Source organism: Natronorubrum texcoconense, from assembly GCF_900100335.1.
Taxonomy (GTDB): Archaea; Halobacteriota; Halobacteria; order Halobacteriales; family Natrialbaceae; genus Natronorubrum; species Natronorubrum texcoconense.
In genome coordinates this window covers 298,730-314,151 of the sequence record NZ_FNFE01000003.1, presented here as the reverse complement: position 1 = coordinate 314,151, position 15,422 = coordinate 298,730, and the positions used below count along the sequence as shown (strand labels likewise).

The 15,422-nt window shown below is 63.8% G+C and carries 15 protein-coding genes and 1 tRNA gene; 6 read left to right on the top strand and 10 right to left on the bottom strand.

All coding sequences use genetic code 11. The features are described 5' to 3' along the window. Nucleotides 1-52 precede the first annotated feature (52 nt). From BLT08_RS12025 to BLT08_RS12015, 3 genes are all read left to right on the top strand, one after another. Nucleotides 53-817, top strand: coding sequence for a hypothetical protein (locus tag BLT08_RS12025; protein WP_175529294.1), 765 nt, complete (start codon nucleotides 53-55; stop codon nucleotides 815-817). Between the two features lie 40 nt (nucleotides 818-857). Further along, nucleotides 858-941, top strand: a tRNA-Ser gene (locus tag BLT08_RS12020). Between the two features lie 367 nt (nucleotides 942-1,308). Further along, nucleotides 1,309-3,000 carry a COG1361 family protein gene (locus BLT08_RS12015; protein WP_175529293.1) on the top strand — a complete coding sequence of 564 codons (1,692 nt, stop codon included), beginning with the start codon at nucleotides 1,309-1,311 and terminating at the stop codon, nucleotides 2,998-3,000. Nucleotides 3,001-3,057: 57 nt separating this feature from the next. Here the strand turns inward: BLT08_RS12015 and BLT08_RS12010 are convergent, their stop codons facing one another. The 7 genes from BLT08_RS12010 to glmS form a co-directional block, all read right to left on the bottom strand. After that, nucleotides 3,058-4,125, bottom strand: coding sequence for a succinylglutamate desuccinylase/aspartoacylase family protein (locus BLT08_RS12010; RefSeq protein ID WP_090307136.1), 1,068 nt, complete (start codon nucleotides 4,123-4,125; stop codon nucleotides 3,058-3,060). Nucleotides 4,126-4,211: 86 nt separating this feature from the next. Then, complete coding sequence (locus tag BLT08_RS12005; protein ID WP_090307133.1) at nucleotides 4,212-5,354, bottom strand: ATP-binding protein; 1,143 nt, start codon at nucleotides 5,352-5,354, stop codon at nucleotides 4,212-4,214. Nucleotides 5,355-5,506: 152 nt separating this feature from the next. Further along, nucleotides 5,507-6,550 (bottom strand): L-malyl-CoA/beta-methylmalyl-CoA lyase, encoded by a 1,044-nt coding sequence (gene citE / locus BLT08_RS12000; protein ID WP_090307130.1) that lies wholly within the window; start codon nucleotides 6,548-6,550, stop codon nucleotides 5,507-5,509. 57 nt (nucleotides 6,551-6,607) lie between these two features. Next, nucleotides 6,608-7,669: a 2-methylfumaryl-CoA hydratase gene (gene mch / locus BLT08_RS11995; RefSeq protein ID WP_090307127.1), complete on the bottom strand. Its 1,062-nt coding sequence runs from the start codon at nucleotides 7,667-7,669 to the stop codon at nucleotides 6,608-6,610. Then, complete coding sequence (locus BLT08_RS11990) at nucleotides 7,662-8,939, bottom strand: methylaspartate ammonia-lyase (protein WP_090307121.1); 1,278 nt, start codon at nucleotides 8,937-8,939, stop codon at nucleotides 7,662-7,664. Before BLT08_RS11990 ends, mch begins: the two co-directional genes overlap by 8 nt. Beyond that, nucleotides 8,936-10,375, bottom strand: coding sequence for a methylaspartate mutase subunit E (locus tag BLT08_RS11985; protein ID WP_090307118.1), 1,440 nt, complete (start codon nucleotides 10,373-10,375; stop codon nucleotides 8,936-8,938). The genes BLT08_RS11990 and BLT08_RS11985 overlap by 4 nt, the downstream gene beginning before the upstream one ends. Beyond that, nucleotides 10,376-10,831, bottom strand: coding sequence for a methylaspartate mutase subunit S (gene glmS / locus BLT08_RS11980; RefSeq protein WP_090307115.1), 456 nt, complete (start codon nucleotides 10,829-10,831; stop codon nucleotides 10,376-10,378). Nucleotides 10,832-10,969: 138 nt separating this feature from the next. Between glmS and mct the strand changes: the two genes are divergently transcribed. After that, nucleotides 10,970-12,154 carry a succinyl-CoA:mesaconate CoA-transferase gene (gene mct, locus BLT08_RS11975; RefSeq protein WP_090307112.1) on the top strand — a complete coding sequence of 395 codons (1,185 nt, stop codon included), beginning with the start codon at nucleotides 10,970-10,972 and terminating at the stop codon, nucleotides 12,152-12,154. Between the two features lie 192 nt (nucleotides 12,155-12,346). Next, nucleotides 12,347-12,682, top strand: coding sequence for a hypothetical protein (locus BLT08_RS11970; protein ID WP_090307109.1), 336 nt, complete (start codon nucleotides 12,347-12,349; stop codon nucleotides 12,680-12,682). A 161-nt stretch (nucleotides 12,683-12,843) separates the two neighbouring features. Here the strand turns inward: BLT08_RS11970 and BLT08_RS11965 are convergent, their stop codons facing one another. Next, nucleotides 12,844-13,233 (bottom strand): type II toxin-antitoxin system VapC family toxin, encoded by a 390-nt coding sequence (locus tag BLT08_RS11965; RefSeq protein WP_090307107.1) that lies wholly within the window; start codon nucleotides 13,231-13,233, stop codon nucleotides 12,844-12,846. Then, on the bottom strand, nucleotides 13,230-13,442 hold the full coding sequence (locus BLT08_RS11960) for an antitoxin VapB family protein (protein WP_175529292.1): 213 nt from the start codon (nucleotides 13,440-13,442) through the stop codon (nucleotides 13,230-13,232). Before BLT08_RS11960 ends, BLT08_RS11965 begins: the two co-directional genes overlap by 4 nt. 429 nt (nucleotides 13,443-13,871) lie before the next feature. Between BLT08_RS11960 and BLT08_RS23620 the strand changes: the two genes are divergently transcribed. Beyond that, a complete protein-coding gene (locus BLT08_RS23620) occupies nucleotides 13,872-14,003 on the top strand; it encodes a hypothetical protein (RefSeq protein WP_281245267.1) in 132 nt (43 codons plus the stop codon). A 16-nt stretch (nucleotides 14,004-14,019) separates the two neighbouring features. On the opposite strand, the gene BLT08_RS11955 is transcribed toward BLT08_RS23620, so the two are convergent. Beyond that, nucleotides 14,020-15,273: an ATP-binding protein gene (locus BLT08_RS11955; protein WP_090307101.1), complete on the bottom strand. Its 1,254-nt coding sequence runs from the start codon at nucleotides 15,271-15,273 to the stop codon at nucleotides 14,020-14,022. Between the last annotated feature and the right edge of the window lie 149 nt (nucleotides 15,274-15,422).

Here is a 15,422-nt window from a genome sequence, read left to right as displayed (position 1 = left end):
GACCGCCGCCGGAAGCGCCGCGTTCAAGGCCGGCCATCACCGAGAACTGGGCATGAAGGTCGTCGTTCCGGTCGATCCGCCCCGCGAGGGGCTCGTCCTGTCGTCGCTCGTCGATCGAACGCCGCTCTCGGACGCCGAGGCGTGCGGCCTCTACGAGGCCGCCGTCGTCGACGTGCTCCGGGCGGTCGCCTCGAGCGGGGGCGAACTGCTAGTCAACTACCGCGACGCGGAGACGCTTCCCGACGAGTTCGACGGCGGCGACCCGGAGAACGAGGTCCGCGGGCTGACCGCCAGCGCGTTGGGTGAGTTTACCGAGGACACCGACGGCACGGACGGGGACGTCCGATTCGAACGCCAGGTCGGCTCGAGTCGAACGGCCAGAGTCGGCAACACGGTCACGCATCTTCTAGAGCGCGAGGAGGCCGGAAGCGTCGGCGTGCTCGAGCCGACAGTGCCCCTCGTCGGCCGCACGCACATCGACGGCGCCGCGATGTCGACCCGTCGCCACGACGTCGTCCTCGGACCGTCTTCGGAGGGACGAACCTATCTCGCAGCCTTCGGCGAGCCGATCGACTTCGGCGACGCGTACGCCGCGCCCGAGGTGGCGACGCTGGCCGAACGTGCCCGCGAGGCCGGACTCGACGTCGGTTTCGCGCCGATACGGCCGACCGTCGCGACCCCTGCGGGGCTTCGGTCGACGATCGCGTTGCTCGAGGCGCAGCGACTCGCCGAAAAGCCGGGCGCCGAGGCGACGGCCGCTGTGGTGGACGAACTGGGACTTCGGATCGGAGCGGGCGGATCGCTCGAGCGAGCGTAACCGACAACCCTTTTTGAACGGACGGAAAAGGCGAAGGTGAGGTGGGGTGGCAGAGCGGCCTAACGCGCCTGCCTTGAGAGCAGGTGGCCTTCAAGCCTCATGGGTTCAAATCCCATCCCCACCGCTTCTGCGACGAACAACACGTGAGGAGCAGAGCGGATACGATGGGATTTGAACTAGACCGAGGTTCTGCGCCGCAGTCGCAGGTTCTCGGGCGTAGTTCACAATCCCATCCCCCCGCGTTTCCGTCGTGTCCACGACCAAACGTCCACTCCAAGCCCACTCCCATCGCTGTAGATCGCTTCTCACTCGAGTGAGAACGATCACGACGGCTGGAGAAACCGGTCTGATTGGGGATTTCGCGATCCGACGGCGACAGGAGCGACTACGTATGCTGACTCTCCGCTCAGAACTGGTATTCTGCTGTAACAATAGATTGTCGGCTGCAAGAATCTCCGCCTTTCTCAAACTGGACGGACGCAGGGTCACGTATGAGTGGGGACCAGATGAAACGGCGAACGCTTCTCAAGGGAGTCGCAGCAGGTGGCGCCGTCGGCAGTGGCGTTCTAGGCGCGAGTGCCGTCGGTGGGAACACGCTCCGTGGCAGCGTACAGGACGTCGATCGCGAACGCACCGTCCAACCGGGGGCCGAACTCCTGTTCGAAGCCGACATCGAGAATCCGGATGCGAACTGGGACGTAGAGTGGCAGATCGACGGCGAGCGTGCCCGGTACGACGCGCACTACGACATGCGAACCCAGGACTACCTGCAGTACGTCGAGCAGTACGGCGCGGCGTACTTCACCGAAACGTTCGACTCGAGTGGCACCTACGAGGTCACCGCTTTCGTCTTCTACGACCCCGAAACGGGGAACCGGGACGATCCGGACTACGAGGGGGCGGACGAAATACGGTGGACCGTCCACGTCACGTCCGACGGCGCGGCGCCGCCGTCCGTCGCGAGTTCGGATCCGGACCCCGGCGAGACGCTCGCGGTCGGCCGCAACGAGCCGTTCGAGATCGACGTCGACGTCTCCTCGCCCGACAGCGATCCCGCGCGGACCGTCTGGTGGCTCAGTCAGGCGGACGTCGTCCTCGAGTTCGGTGATGCGGACGGCTCCGGAACGGCGACGCTGTCGGTCGACGACGGCGTGGGCTGTCACACCTGCGCGATCACCTGCTGGGTGGTCACCGAGGACAACCTGCTGTTGCGACCGGATTCGTGGGTGCTCGACCACGAAGCCGAAGACGTCCCGGCGACGTTCAACGTAGCTGAGATGGCGACGAACTCCCCGATCGGCGGCGGGGAGACGCTCGAGGTCACCGCGACGATTCACAATATCGGCGACGAAACCGGGACCACCGACGTCGACCTCGTCGTCGGCCACGACCCCGTGATCGAAGACAGCCGGATGCTGACCCTCGATCCCGGCGAATCGACCGAGATCACGCTGCTGTTCGAAGCCGGCGAACCGGCGGGTGATGTCGAGGAGTTCCCGGTGGTGGTCGACACCGGCGCGGACACGGCCTCCGAGACGGTCGCCGTCGAGTCCAGGGAGCCGACGCCCGCGACGTTCGAGGTGGCGGAGATGTCGACGAACTCGCCGGTCGGCGGCGGGGAACTTCTCGAGGTCGATACCACGATCGAGAACGTCGGAGACGAAACTGGAACCACCGATATCGAACTCGTCGTTGGCCACGATCCAGTAGTCGAGGACAGCGAGATGCTGACGCTCGATGCTGGCGAGTCCGCCAACCTCACGCTCACGTTCCAGGCCGGACAGCCGGCGGGCGATGTCGAGGAGTTCCCGGTTGTCGTCGACACCGGCGCGGACTCGGCGTCGGAGATGGTCGTCGTCGAATCCGAAGCAGAACCGACGCCGGCGACGTTCCACGTAGCGAGTATCAGCACCAACTCGCCCGTCGGCGGCGGCGAGACGCTCGAGGTGAACACAACGATCCAGAACGTCGGCGACGAAACCGGGACCACCGACGTAGTGCTCATCGTCGGCCACGATCCGGCGGTCGAGGACAGCCAGATGCTGACGCTCGAGGCCGGCGAATCGGCGAACCTCACGCTGACGTTCCAGGCGGGCCACCCGGCGGGCGACACCGAGGAGTTCCCGGTCGAAGTCGATACCGGCGCGGATTCAGACGCGGTTATGGTCGTCGTCGAGCAGTAATCGACTCGCCGAGCGTCTCGGCGCGGCGACTCCGATCCGGATTTCGGCGCGTATCGATCAGTCGTCGCTCGAGAAGTCCTGGTTCCAGACCCGGTAGCCGTCGAATTCGCCGGCGTCGATCTCCGCTTCGATCTCGTCTCGCGTCTCCGCGTCGATCTTGAGGAGGTGACAGAGCGGATGGCCCGGGAGGGCGACGGGGTTCTCGAGGCTGCCGACGATCAGGCCGGTGAACGGGGCGGTGACGACGTGCTCTTCGGTTTTGAAGTGATCCGAGACGGTGCAGATGGTCTCGCCTTCGTGGACCAGCGGGTAGGGACCCCACTGCATCTCGACGAGCCCGCCGGTATCGGCCCGGATCCACTGCTTCGTGCTGTCGGCCGCGGTCTCGGTGATCCAGCTCGGTTCGGTCGGCTCGAGTTCCGGGAGCAGGTCGTACTCGGCGAGGACGCTCTCGGTGCCGGCGACGGCCTTCTCGATCAGCGCCGGCTGGAGTCGCTGGGCGCGTCCCATCTCGACGGTGATCGTCGGAATCCCGTCCGCGGTGGCCGTCGACCGAAGCGAGCCGCCGTCGCCGCCGCCGTAGAGGCGGACGTTCGCCCCGAAGGCTCGGGCCAGTCGGGTTACCTCGGGATCCTCGAGATCCGCCCGGACGTGATACATCGTCGTCCGGTTGCGCGTGGAGGTGTGGAAGTCGATGCCGTAGTCACACTGACTGATGAACGTCCGGTAGATCCGGTTGGCCATCCGTTCGGCCGTGTTGCTTCGAGCTTTTCCGGGGAACGAGCGGTTGAGGTCCTGATCGTAGATCGGGATGTATCGCTGCTGGGCGTGGTAGGCAGGAACGTTGGTGACGTGCAGGCAGACGAGCGTGCCGTGAATGTCCGACGGGTCGTATCGGTCCGCGACCTCCTGGACGACCTTGACGCCGTTGAGTTCGTCGCCGTGGATCGCAGCCGTCAGGAAGACCGTCGGACCGCCGTGGTGGCCGTTGATGATCGTCACCGGAATTTCGACGGGGTCGCCGAGGTACGTCTCGCCCACTTCGTACCGAATGTGGCGCGTCTCACCGGGTGCGACCTCGCCGTCGTATCTGAACGGTTCGGGTTCGGAATCGCGAGCATCCATATCCGTGACTGATCTCGACCGGCGATAGTCCCACCGGTCGTCGCGCTCAAAATATGGGGCGCGATTCCTGTCGTCTCCAGCGGAACTCACATCGACAGCGGCGTTTCGGCCTCGGCCGCTGCCGGCAGCGTCACCGAGAACGTTGATCCGTCTCCCGGCTCCGAATCGACCGTGATGTCGCCACCGTGTCGTTCGACGACTCGCTTGCAGATCGCCAGTCCGATGCCGGTGCCGGCGTGTTCCTCGTAGCTGTGGAGGCGCCGAAACACCTCGAAGATCCGTTCCTGATCGGCAAGCGAGATTCCGATCCCGTCGTCTCGAACCGAGATCGTCCAGCGTTTGCCGGTTCGCTCCGCCGTAACGCGAATCCGCGGGGCGTCACCGCCGTACTCGAGCGCGTTGGCGAGGAGATTCTGGAACAGCTGACGCAACTGTTCGCGATCCCCGTGGACGGACGGAAGCGAGGAGAACGTGACCTCCGCGTCGCAGTCTTCGATTTTGAGTTGGAGGTCATCGAGCAGATCCTCGAAGACGTCCTCGAGATCGACCGGTTCGAACGGCGTTCCCTGGGTGTCGATGCGGGAGTACGCGAGCAGCCCGTCGATCATCTCACGCATCCGATCGGCGCCGTCGACCGCGTACTCGAGAAACTCCTCGCCGTCTTCGTCGAGCGCGTCGCCGTATCGACGGTCGATGAGTTGCAGGTAACTCGAGACCATCCGCAGGGGTTCCTGGAGGTCGTGGGAGGCCGCGTAGGCGAATTGCTCGAGCCGTTCGTTCGAGGCGCGGAGCTGAGCGACGGTTTCCTCGAGTTCGCGGGCCCGCGTTTTGGCCTGTGCATCGTTGGTTCCGATGGCGAACCCGGCGGCGGTGCTGAGCGCCGTTAGAATGAGGACGGTCTGAAACGAGCCCGCGAGGCTGTCTGCGGGCTGGATGTGGTACAGGAGCAAGATAGAGACCATGACGGCGAGCGCGTCGAGACATCGGCTCGCGATCGTATCGTAACAGGCGGGGTGGATATCGGTCCGAGGTAGTCGGTAGCCACCGTAGCAGACGAACACGGCGGGGACGCCGATCAGCAGCGAGACGAGCATGATACTGCCCGCGGGGACCGCGTTCCCGATCAGCACGAACGCCCAGCCGACTGCGATCGCGACGTACAGCCCGCCGAGAGCGACGACGAGACCGCGTCCGCCGATCACGTCGACGAGGGGGCTCCAGCGAACCATGGAGGCTACTGGGAGAAACGCCGGTTTGTAGTTTCGGATTGGGTCGGCGGGACGATTGCGGATCGGACAGCGACGCCCGAACGAGTTCCGATCGTTCGTTGCGGCACGAAAACGCGAAATCCGGCCTCGAAACCGTCCCGGTCGGTCCGAGGTTACTGGTAGGAGAGGTCCAGCTCCCGAGCGCGCTCGAGCAGGCTCTCGTCGTAGTACTCTTCGGTCTGGGCGGGTCGGGTATCGTCGATCGATCGGACCTGCTGGACCGTGTTGCGGAAGACCTTGAACGTGGCTTCGTCGACCATCTGGCCGTCGAGGGTGACCGCGCCGGTCCCCTCGGCTTTGGCCTCGTTGAACCGCTCGATCTTGCTCACGTCGCGTTCGAGCTCCTCGGGCGTCGGCATGTGGATCGTGTTGGCCTGGATCGTCTGCTTCGGGTAGAGCGACCAGGAGCCGTCGAGTCCGAGGTGGGCCTCGTGTTCGACCTGGTCCGCGTAGGCGTCGGCGTTGTAGTAGGTCAAGCCGGCGCGTTCCTTGAACAGATCGTCGAACGGGCCGCCGATACTGAGCAGGTTGCCGGCGCTGGCTTCGTTCGAGAGCGCCTCGAGCAGGCCATCCCAGCGCGGACGACCGTCGCCGAGGTCTCGAGCGCCGAGTTCGGCCGCGTAGTCGACGGGACCGAAGACGAGTGCGGTGAGTCGAGAGTCAGCGCCAAACTTCGAAATCTCGCGCAAATCCGATCGGGCGCGGCCGGTCTCGATAATAATCGAGAGCTTGATCGACCCCTCCTCGTAGCCGTGTTCGGCCTCGGCCTCAGCGACGACGTCGGCGGCGCGTTCAACGTCCTCGAGGCGGCCCACCTTGGGGACGACGACGCCTTCGATCTCGTCGCCGATTTCGGCGACGAGTTGGTCTATCTGTTCGCGACCACGGTCACGGAACGAGGCATCCTCGTAGCTCCACTCGACGCGAGGCCAGATCTCGCCCGCAAACTCGTGTTCTGGGACGAGTTCGATCGTATTCTCGAGGCCCTCGTCTTTCATGTTCGGGGCCGTGCCGTCTTCCATGTCGGGGACGAGCCAGTCGGGAGCCTGGAACCCCTCGGCGGTGAGGCCGGAGCGGAGGTATTTCGCCGAGTCGTCTTTCGGAACGGCGGCCGGTGCGGTCTGGAACGTACGACAGAGTCGGATGTCTTCGGTCATGGTTTGTGAGTGGATGGGAGTGGATTTAGCTGCGGTCGTTTGTGATATTCGATCGTGTTAGTTAGGGCGCTTTCGAATCTCAGCCGTGCGCGTCCCCGAGTAGACGGGTTCGTCGTTCTGGTTGAACGCGATGTGCTGGAAGCGGACGGTTCCCGCTTCGTCGCTCGACGCGTCCTCGTCTGCGGAGAGTACACGCGTGAAGGCGTAGACGGTGTCGCCCACCGCGACGAACGTGTGGAACGACTCGTCGTCGAAGCCGACCTCGCGCCAGGTCTCCTCGTCCGAGCGGGCGTGGCCCAGCGCGGTCGAGCGGGTGACGTCGCCGTAGGTGACGATGTCGCCCGACGGCGAGTCGCTCATCACATCGACGTTGTGGTGCTGCTTGGCCGTATTGAGCGTCGACAGCGGCAGGGCAGCGACGGTGACGTCGTCCTGCGTGCGGCCGCGCTCGTGGCGGTAGGCGACGGCCGCGTTCTCGTCTGCCGCCTCGAGGGCCTCGACAAAATCCTCGAAGTAGCCGCCCTCGGGGGCGACGAACGTCTCGGGGAGGGTTGGGCCGTCGTCGCCGTCCTCGGCGGCCGTCGTGCCGCTCCCGTCGGTTGCAACCGGATCGCGACGCGGGATCATGTTCGTGCGCTCGTAGGAGCAGAGCACGTCGCCCGTCTCGGCGTCTTTCCCGCGGGTGCGCCAGGAGACGATGCCGTACTCGGGTCGGGAACTCGAGGTCGCCCGGTTGACGACCTCGCTCTCGACGTGGAGTTCGGTGCCCGTGTAGACGGGTGTCTCGGGGAACCGCACGTCCGTGCGTCCGAGGAAGTAGCCCCCTTTCTCGCTCAAATCCTCGACGGTGATGCCGAGCGTCGCGGCGGTGAGGTAGTCCGGATGGATCGGCGGTTCCTCGAAGCCGCGAGCCTCGGCGGCGTCGGTGCGCCAGTAGGCGGGGTCGTGGTTCAGGGTCTGGCTCATCCAGGACTCGTTGCCGAACTGGGTGAGCGTGAGACCGGGGTCGTGTTCGATGACGTCCCCCTCCTCGAAGTCCTCGAAGCAGTTGCCCTTCTCCTTGGTCTCGACCTGCTCGAGTGCCTGTGCAAATGTCTCGGGATCGGTCCAGTCAGTCATCGGCGGTAATTTCGTCAGTGTCGGTCGTTAACTCTTCGCGTTCGCGCCGAGCGATCGTCCGTCGCATCTCGTTCTCGACGATCATGTAACCCTCGTCGAAGCCCATGCCGGGCTTTGCGAGCACCTGCGCCGCGTTCGTCGCGAGCGCGACGTGGGCGCAGGCGCGTGCGGAGGTCTCCGTCTCGTTGCAGGTCCCGCCCAGGTAGGCCCGGGTGTCGGTTCCCTCGCAGTAGCGGACCGCCTGCCCGCTGCGGTGGATGCCGCCTAGGTCGGGCGTCTTGATCTGGACGAGATCGGCGGCTTCGGCGTCGACGAACGCCTGGACGTCCTCGAAGGTGTTACACCACTCGTCGGCGACGATATCGACCGAGACGCCCGCGTCGGCCAGCCCCTCGCGGAGCTCGACCATCGCCTCGATCTGTTTCCCGCGGTTGCCGACGTCCATCGGTCCCTCGATCTGGATCGGATACGGCGCGGCGGCCGCCTCGAGGTCCGCGAAGTAGTCGACGACTTCCTCGCGGTCGTAGGGTGCCCCGAAGATTTCGCCGATCATGCCGTAGACGTCGATGTGGAACCGGGGCTCGTAGCCGTCGGGTCCGAGTTCCTGCGAGCGCTCGGTGAGCCACTCGACGTACTCGACGAGCGTCTCTCCGTTTTCGCCGATCTTCTCGGCGCTGTTGATGAGCGCGTGGGGCAAAACGGGAACGCCCTTGACGAACATCTTTTCCGTGTTGTTGTAGCGGTCGTCGCCGGACTGGCCGAAGACGGGCACCGGCTCCCTCGCGGGTTCGGTGTCCAAGGCGTCGGCCATCACGTCCGTGCGGGTCGTGTTGTCGGCTTCGGCTGCTGCGGCGAGCAACGCCTGGGAGACGCCGTATCGGATCGCCGTGTGGAGACGGTCGCCGTCGACTTCCATCTCCTCGAGCAACTCGGCGTTCTCGAGGAAGTCCGTCGCGTCCCGTCCCTTGAGTTCGTCGGCGACGGGGACCTCGATGACGGGCGCGTACTCCTCGGCCTGAAACAGCGGATCGCGCCCGCCGGCACCGGAGTACTGGACCGCGGCGCAGTCGCCGCGGACGACGGTGCCGTCCGCGAGTTCGACGTCGACGATGATCGACTCGCCCGCCTGGCGAATCTCGTCGAAGCCGTCGGTGACGGGGACACCCTCGTAAGTGAAGCCGTCGTGTTCGGCACCCTGCTTGATCGCGCGCTGGTCGTCGAAAAAGAACCCGGAGTAGCCGGGCGTGGCGTACAGTCCTGTAATCATCATATCTTGACGTCACCCTGTGGTCGGCCGATGAGCTTGCCGTCGCTGATCGCGTCGACGTCGTCCGCGACCATGCGGAACGACTGTTCGCGGCCCTCCGTGGCGGCGCGCTGGGAGAGCCGAGCCTTGTGAATCTCCTTGATATCGTCGTCCATCGCCAGGTCGGCCCACTCGAAGATGCGGACGCGACCGTCGTCGTCTCGAGCGGGAAGGACGGCCCCTGCCGCGCTGTCGCTGGGTGCGAAGGGGACGTCGAGTGCGCCCGAGTCGAAGGCCTTGAGCGTCCCTTGGACGACGTCGCCGTCGCCGTGCTCGAAGATGGTGTCCATCAGACACCGGGTCTCGCGTTCGATCAGGTCCTGTTCCTCTTCGATGCCGTCGATCTGGATATCCTGCTCGATGGCCATATCGATGACCTGTCGCGTCGTCCGCAGGCCGGCCGAGTTCGCCTCCATCGTCGGCACGCCCTGGAACTCCTGTGGCGACTTGGTGATGACCTTGTCCGGCTGTGCGATGGCCGCGGTCATGCCGCCGAAGCTGATCACGCCGTTGGCGCGAGCCTCGTCCGGCGGGAAGCCCCCCATCCACTCGTGGAAGACCGTCGTGACGACGACCTCGTCGGGCAGATACTCGTTGCCCAGCTTTTTGAGGGCGTGTAAGGCGGCGACGTCCTGGACGACGTTGCCGACCTGTCCGTAGCCGAGCGTGATCGAGCGCACGCCCTGCGTGGCGGCGAGTTTCCCCTCGACCAACATCACCGCGATCGCGATCGAGGGCGGGACCAGCGTTCCGGTGAGCGGGCCGAACGGCTCGCGGTTGATCCGAATACCGCGTTCGGTGTAGGCCCCCGCCAGCCGGTCGACGAACTGCCACTTCTCGATGGTCTCCTCGAGCCCGTGGCGTTTCGTGTACGGAATGTTGTAGGAGATCGGACCCCCCTCGAAGCTCTGGAAGCCGCCCGCGAACGTAATTGCGGCGAGCAGCCGGGCGTCCGGCGTGCCGTGGCGGACTTCGATCGGGGCGTCGACCTCGTCGATCAGTCTCCGGCAGCCGTCGATGCCGTGGTTGACGGCCGGGAAGCCGTTGAGCGTGTCGTCGCCCGTCTCGCGGGCCTTCTCGAGCCCTTGCTGGGCCTTCTCGTACTCGTTGTCGCGCGTGTACGAGTCGATCGTCGTCGGGAGGAGGTCGGCTTGACCCTCCTCGAGAAGGTACTGAAGGAGTTCGATCTGGTCGTCGAGCCGGGGAACGCCGGCTCGAGGCTGGAGGAGCGGCTTATCGGCCGACTCGAGGACGTCCGCGAACCGCTTGTGTGCGGGAAGCGACTCGTGGTACTCGATGGCCTCTTCGAAGTCGACGTCTGCACCGGTGTGCCAGTCGGACCGAATCTCCTCGTCGATACGCCGTAGCTCGTCAGCGGGAATACGTTCGTCTCGTATCATCTAGGAACTGATAGTAGCGCGTTCCGACTCGGTCGGTGTAATCTGCAGATCCTGTCGGAGCGCCTCGATCGCGTCTTCGGGGTCGGTTTCGGAATCGAAGACGCGGTCGAAGCCGAGCTCCCGGAACGTGCGCCGGGTTTGCTCGAATTCGTCCTGACCGACGGCGAGGTTGCCACCGATGTAGGTGACGGCGTCGACCTCCGCCGCGTCGAGGACCTCGTGAAATCCCTGACAGTCCTGCTCGGCGTGGCCGTAGAGCGAGGAGACCAGTACGGCCTCGGCGTCGTGGTCTACCGCGGCCTCGGCGAACTCCTCCTGGGAGGTCTGAACACCGAGGTTGATGACGTCGAAGCCCGCTGCGCTGAAGGCCTGCTCTAAGATTGTGATTCCAACGACGTGGGCGTCGGAGCCGATCACGCCGAGGACGACCGTTTGGGACATCGTATGCAGAACCATGAGGAACGCGCCTATAAACCTAATGATCTTCCATGATAATACTCCTTAAACATCCTAACAGGCTCCCTATGGGACGATGTCACAATGTACATTATCGATGGTAAGGATTTTGGTCGTGGTCTGGGAAAGAGAGCGTACATGGGAGCACTTTCGAATCTACGCGTGCTCGATCTGACCCAGGTCCTCGCTGGGCCGTACTGCACGATGTTGCTCGCGGATATGGGCGCGGACGTCGTCAAGGTAGAGCGCCCGGGCGGCGATATGATCCGCTCGAACCCGCCGTTCGTCGACGACCCCGAGGCGGAAGCCTACGGCGGCTACTTCCAGAGCGTCAACCGCGGCAAGAAGAGCATCGAGCTGAACCTCGGCGACGAGGAGGACCGCGCGGACTTCCTCTCGCTCGTCGAAGAAGTCGACATCGTCGTCGAGAACTACCGCGCGGGGACGATGGAGAAGTACGATCTGGGCTACGAGACGCTCACGGAGTACAACGAGGATCTCATCTACTCCTCGATTCGGGGCTTCGGCGACCCGCGCACGGGAGAAACTGACCGACAGGGTCAGCCCTCCTTCGACCTCATCGCCCAGGCGCTGGGCGGCGTCATGGAAACGACGGGGCAGTCGGACGGCCCGCCGACGAAAACCGGCCCCGGCGTCGGCGATCTCTTTACCGCCACGCTGAACTGCATCGGCATTCTGGCTGCGGTCAACCACCGCGAACAGACCGGTGAGGGCCAGTACGTCGACACCGCCATGTACGACTCGATGCTCAGCTTCACCGAGCGCGCCGTCTACCAGCAGTCCTACACCGGCGAGGCACCCACCCGTCGGGGCAACTCCCACCCGACGCTGTTCCCCTACAACGCCTTCGAGACCGACGACGGCTACGCCGTCATCGCCGCGTTCAACAACAACCACTGGGCGCAGCTCTGTGAGATCATGGGCCGCGAGGAGTTAGCCGAGGAGTACCCCACGACGCCCGAGCGCCTGCGGAACCGCGACTCGCTTCGCGGGGTGATCGCCGACTGGGCGCTCGAGCAGACCAACGACGAACTGGTGGGGAAACTCGAGGGCCGCGTGCCCGCTGCACCCGTCCAGACCACCGCGGAGATCTTCAAGGACGAGCACGTCAGGATTCGAGACATGCTCGTCCCCGTCGAACAGCCCGGTGCCGACCGCGACGTCGAGGTTGCGGGCAATCCGATCAAGATGAGCGAGACGATGCCACGGCCCCGGGGCCGTGCGCCGTTGCTGGACGAGCACCGCGAGGACGTACTCGGTGAAAGTGAGCCGGCAGACGCCGAGACAGCAGCCGACGACTGAGCAGAATTCGGCATTTTTGTGCTGTTGATATCTGCGGGAGTGAACGCGTTCGACGTCTCGAGTCGGTTGCGTATGCGAACCCTCGGCTACCACTCGTAGTGGCCATCTGTTGTTTCGGAATATGTGCTGACAAACAGATGTATAGTCAGTAATTGTCGGTAGGTTAACTACAGCGAACACATATTTTCACCAATGACCACCCGACTACAGTGGACCAGTCACGAAACGATCGCAGCCGTTCTCGTCGCCGGAGCCGTCATCGGTGCAGGCCTATTGGGGGTCGTCGAGCCGACGCTGCAGTCGGTCAGTATCGCTATCGTTGGCGTGGTCATCGGGTTCGCACTACTCATTCCGTACGTTCCGGGCATCGACATCGGCCATCTTCCTCTATCGACCGTCGGAGTCCTCGTGGCAAGTACCGGTGTATTCGGAATGCTCACGGATACCGGAGCAGCGACACTACGGTGGGTGTTCCTTCTCGGTGGAGTCGGAATCGTTCTCGAAGACCAACTCCGTCGAAAACGCTGAATAGCTTCGGTCCCTGTTTCGCGTAACTCAAATTCGGGGGGACATGGGAGTGTGTCGTCTGTTCAGGTGAGTGCACTTCCTTGACCACTGTTTTGGCACGATCAATCTGCCCTCATCGCGTCCCTTCGATCGGTTCTCAGTAGAGCCGACAGACAACCCTTTCAGTACATTTCGCGTGGGTTCTCGACGGTGAGTCCGTCGATGTGACCGAAGTCAGTATCCGAGGCAACGATGGGAGCGTCAAGTGATCGCGCAACACCAGCGATCATCATGTCGGGGTGTTGAATACGTTTCCCTTGGTCCTCCAATTCGGCGCGAATCTGTGCGCCCTCGCGGCTGTGGGCTGGCGTGTAGTCGAGTCGGTCCACCCAGGGTAAATCCCGGTCGATCGTGGTGGGATCACGCCCGACCTTCACAGCGCCGTGATACAGTTCGTAGAACCCGATCTCGGGGAGGGCGAGACTCTCGTCCTGGTGGTCGAGTCGGTACTGCTTGGCGTGCTCACGGCCGCGGAGGAAATCGGCACAGAAGCTGCTGTCGAGGACTTTCATGGGGAAGTGTCGAAATCCTCGGTCATCTCCCGCTTTACTTCGTCGACGGCCTCGTCGATCGGCGTCTCGCTCCACGCGCCGAATCCGGCGAGCGGATCGTCGTCCTCGAGTTCACGCTCGATAACGTCATCGAAGCTCTCGGAGCCTCGCTTGCGCGCCCGGAGCTTTCGCCACGTCCGCTCGGAAACGCGAATGGTTTTGTCACCCATGTATACATCGATGTACACACGGAAACCTCTTCCGTGTTTCGCCCACATCACGACTACCGGACGAGGGTAGCGATTTTCCAACAGAACGATTTCGGGACGGAACGGTACTCAGAGAATTTGTCGCAAGATTCGCTCGAGGTCCCGTTCTAACTCCGAGGCCTGCAGATCGGATTACCCAATCCTCGGCTTAATCACTGCTAAATATCATGGAAGAATCGATGAGGCTTAAAAGAAATAGATTGTTCTATTAGTACGACAGCAACGACTGCGATTGGAAAGGAACTAATCGTTGCGAACAGCGCGCGCTTCAACCAATACATCTTCTTTACTCGAACCCGAGGACTGCGAACCGCACAGTTGCGGACGATGCGAGCCCCACCGCATAGCGTTGGAGGTGTCGTCATATACGCTCGACTGTTACTCCACCGCATGGGGTCGATAACAACCTGTCCGCTGTGTGGAGCGGACTGTGAACACCGAAACCACGTCCGATCTCACATGCACGAACACCACCGCAAATCTGAGATCATCGACGAGTATCTCGGCGCGATCGAGAACTGAACGGACCGCGAACTTCTTACGACGGGTCGACGGTGTCGCTCGCCGGCAACGAAAACGAAAACGTCGCCCCCTCGCCCGGTTCGGAGTCGACCCAGATCTCGCCGCCGACGGACTCACGCCGCTCGTCCGTCGAGCCCGGCCCCGCGCTGTTCGCCCGAACGCCGTGGCGTTCGACGATGCGTTCACAGAGCGCCAGCCCGAGTCCCGTTCCCTCGTGGTCCTCCAGAGCGTGCAGCCGCTCGAACACGTCGAAGATCCGCTCCTGTTCGTCGGCATCGATCCCGATCCCCTCGTCGCGAACCGAGACGATCCAGACCGAGCCATTTCGCTCGGCGCCGACGTGGACCACCGGCGGCGCGTCGCCGCTGTACTCGAGTGCGTTTCGAAGCAGGTTCCCCAACACCTGCCGCAACTGATCCTCGTCGCCCTCGACGCGAGGGAGGGAGTCGACGGTTACCGTTCCGTCGCAGTCGTCGATCTTCACGGAGTGTTCCTCGAGGACGTCCTCGAAGACGGCGTCGAGGTCCACTTCTTCGAACGGCTGTCCTTCTGTTTCGACGCGCGAGTACTGAAGCAGCCCCTCGATCATGCTGCGCATTCGGTCGGCGCCGCCGACCGCGTACGCGAGGAACTCCTCGCTCTCGTCGTCGAGGTCGTCGTTTCGCCGCTCGATGAGCCGGAGGTAGCTCGAGACCATCCGTAGCGGCTCCTGGAGGTCGTGGCTGGCCGCGTAGGCGAACTGCTCGAGTCGTTCGTTCGACGCCGCGAGCTGCTCGTTTGACTCTTCGAGGCGGCCGACCGTCTCCTCGAGTTCGAGCTGGATCTCCTCGAGTTCACGGTTCCGCTGCGTGACTTCGTGGGCCCGCGTTCTGGCCCGTGCGTCGTGGATCCCGACGCCGAAGCCGGCGGTCGTACTGAACGAGGTGAGGATGGGGATGGCACGATCCGGATTGGCGATGCCGCCCTCGGCCAGCACCTCGTAGAGGCCGAGAATGGCCAGCATTACGGCGAATCCGCCGAGACACCAGCCGGCGACGTAAGGGAAGTACTCCTCGCGAATGTCGGTCTCGGGCAGTTTGTAGCCGCCGTAACAGAGGATCACGCCGAACACGCCGATGAGAAAGAAGATCGAAAGCAGGCTCGAGAGCCGTTCGCCGTAGTTGGTTCGGACGAGCGTCCGTCCGAGCGCGATCGCTACGTACGCCACGCCGAAGGCGAGGACGATACGCTGTGGTCCGACGACGGACACCACCCGTTTCCAGCGACTCACTATCGCCAACCCGGGTAGCCACCTACAATAAGATTCTGTTCAGAAGAGTGTCAATCGAGTAGAGTTTCCGAAAGTGACCCTCGGAGAGGACGGATTGCTCGTCGACGCGCCCGTTTCGAACATCGCGTCCGTCCGGCCGCCGTCTCGAC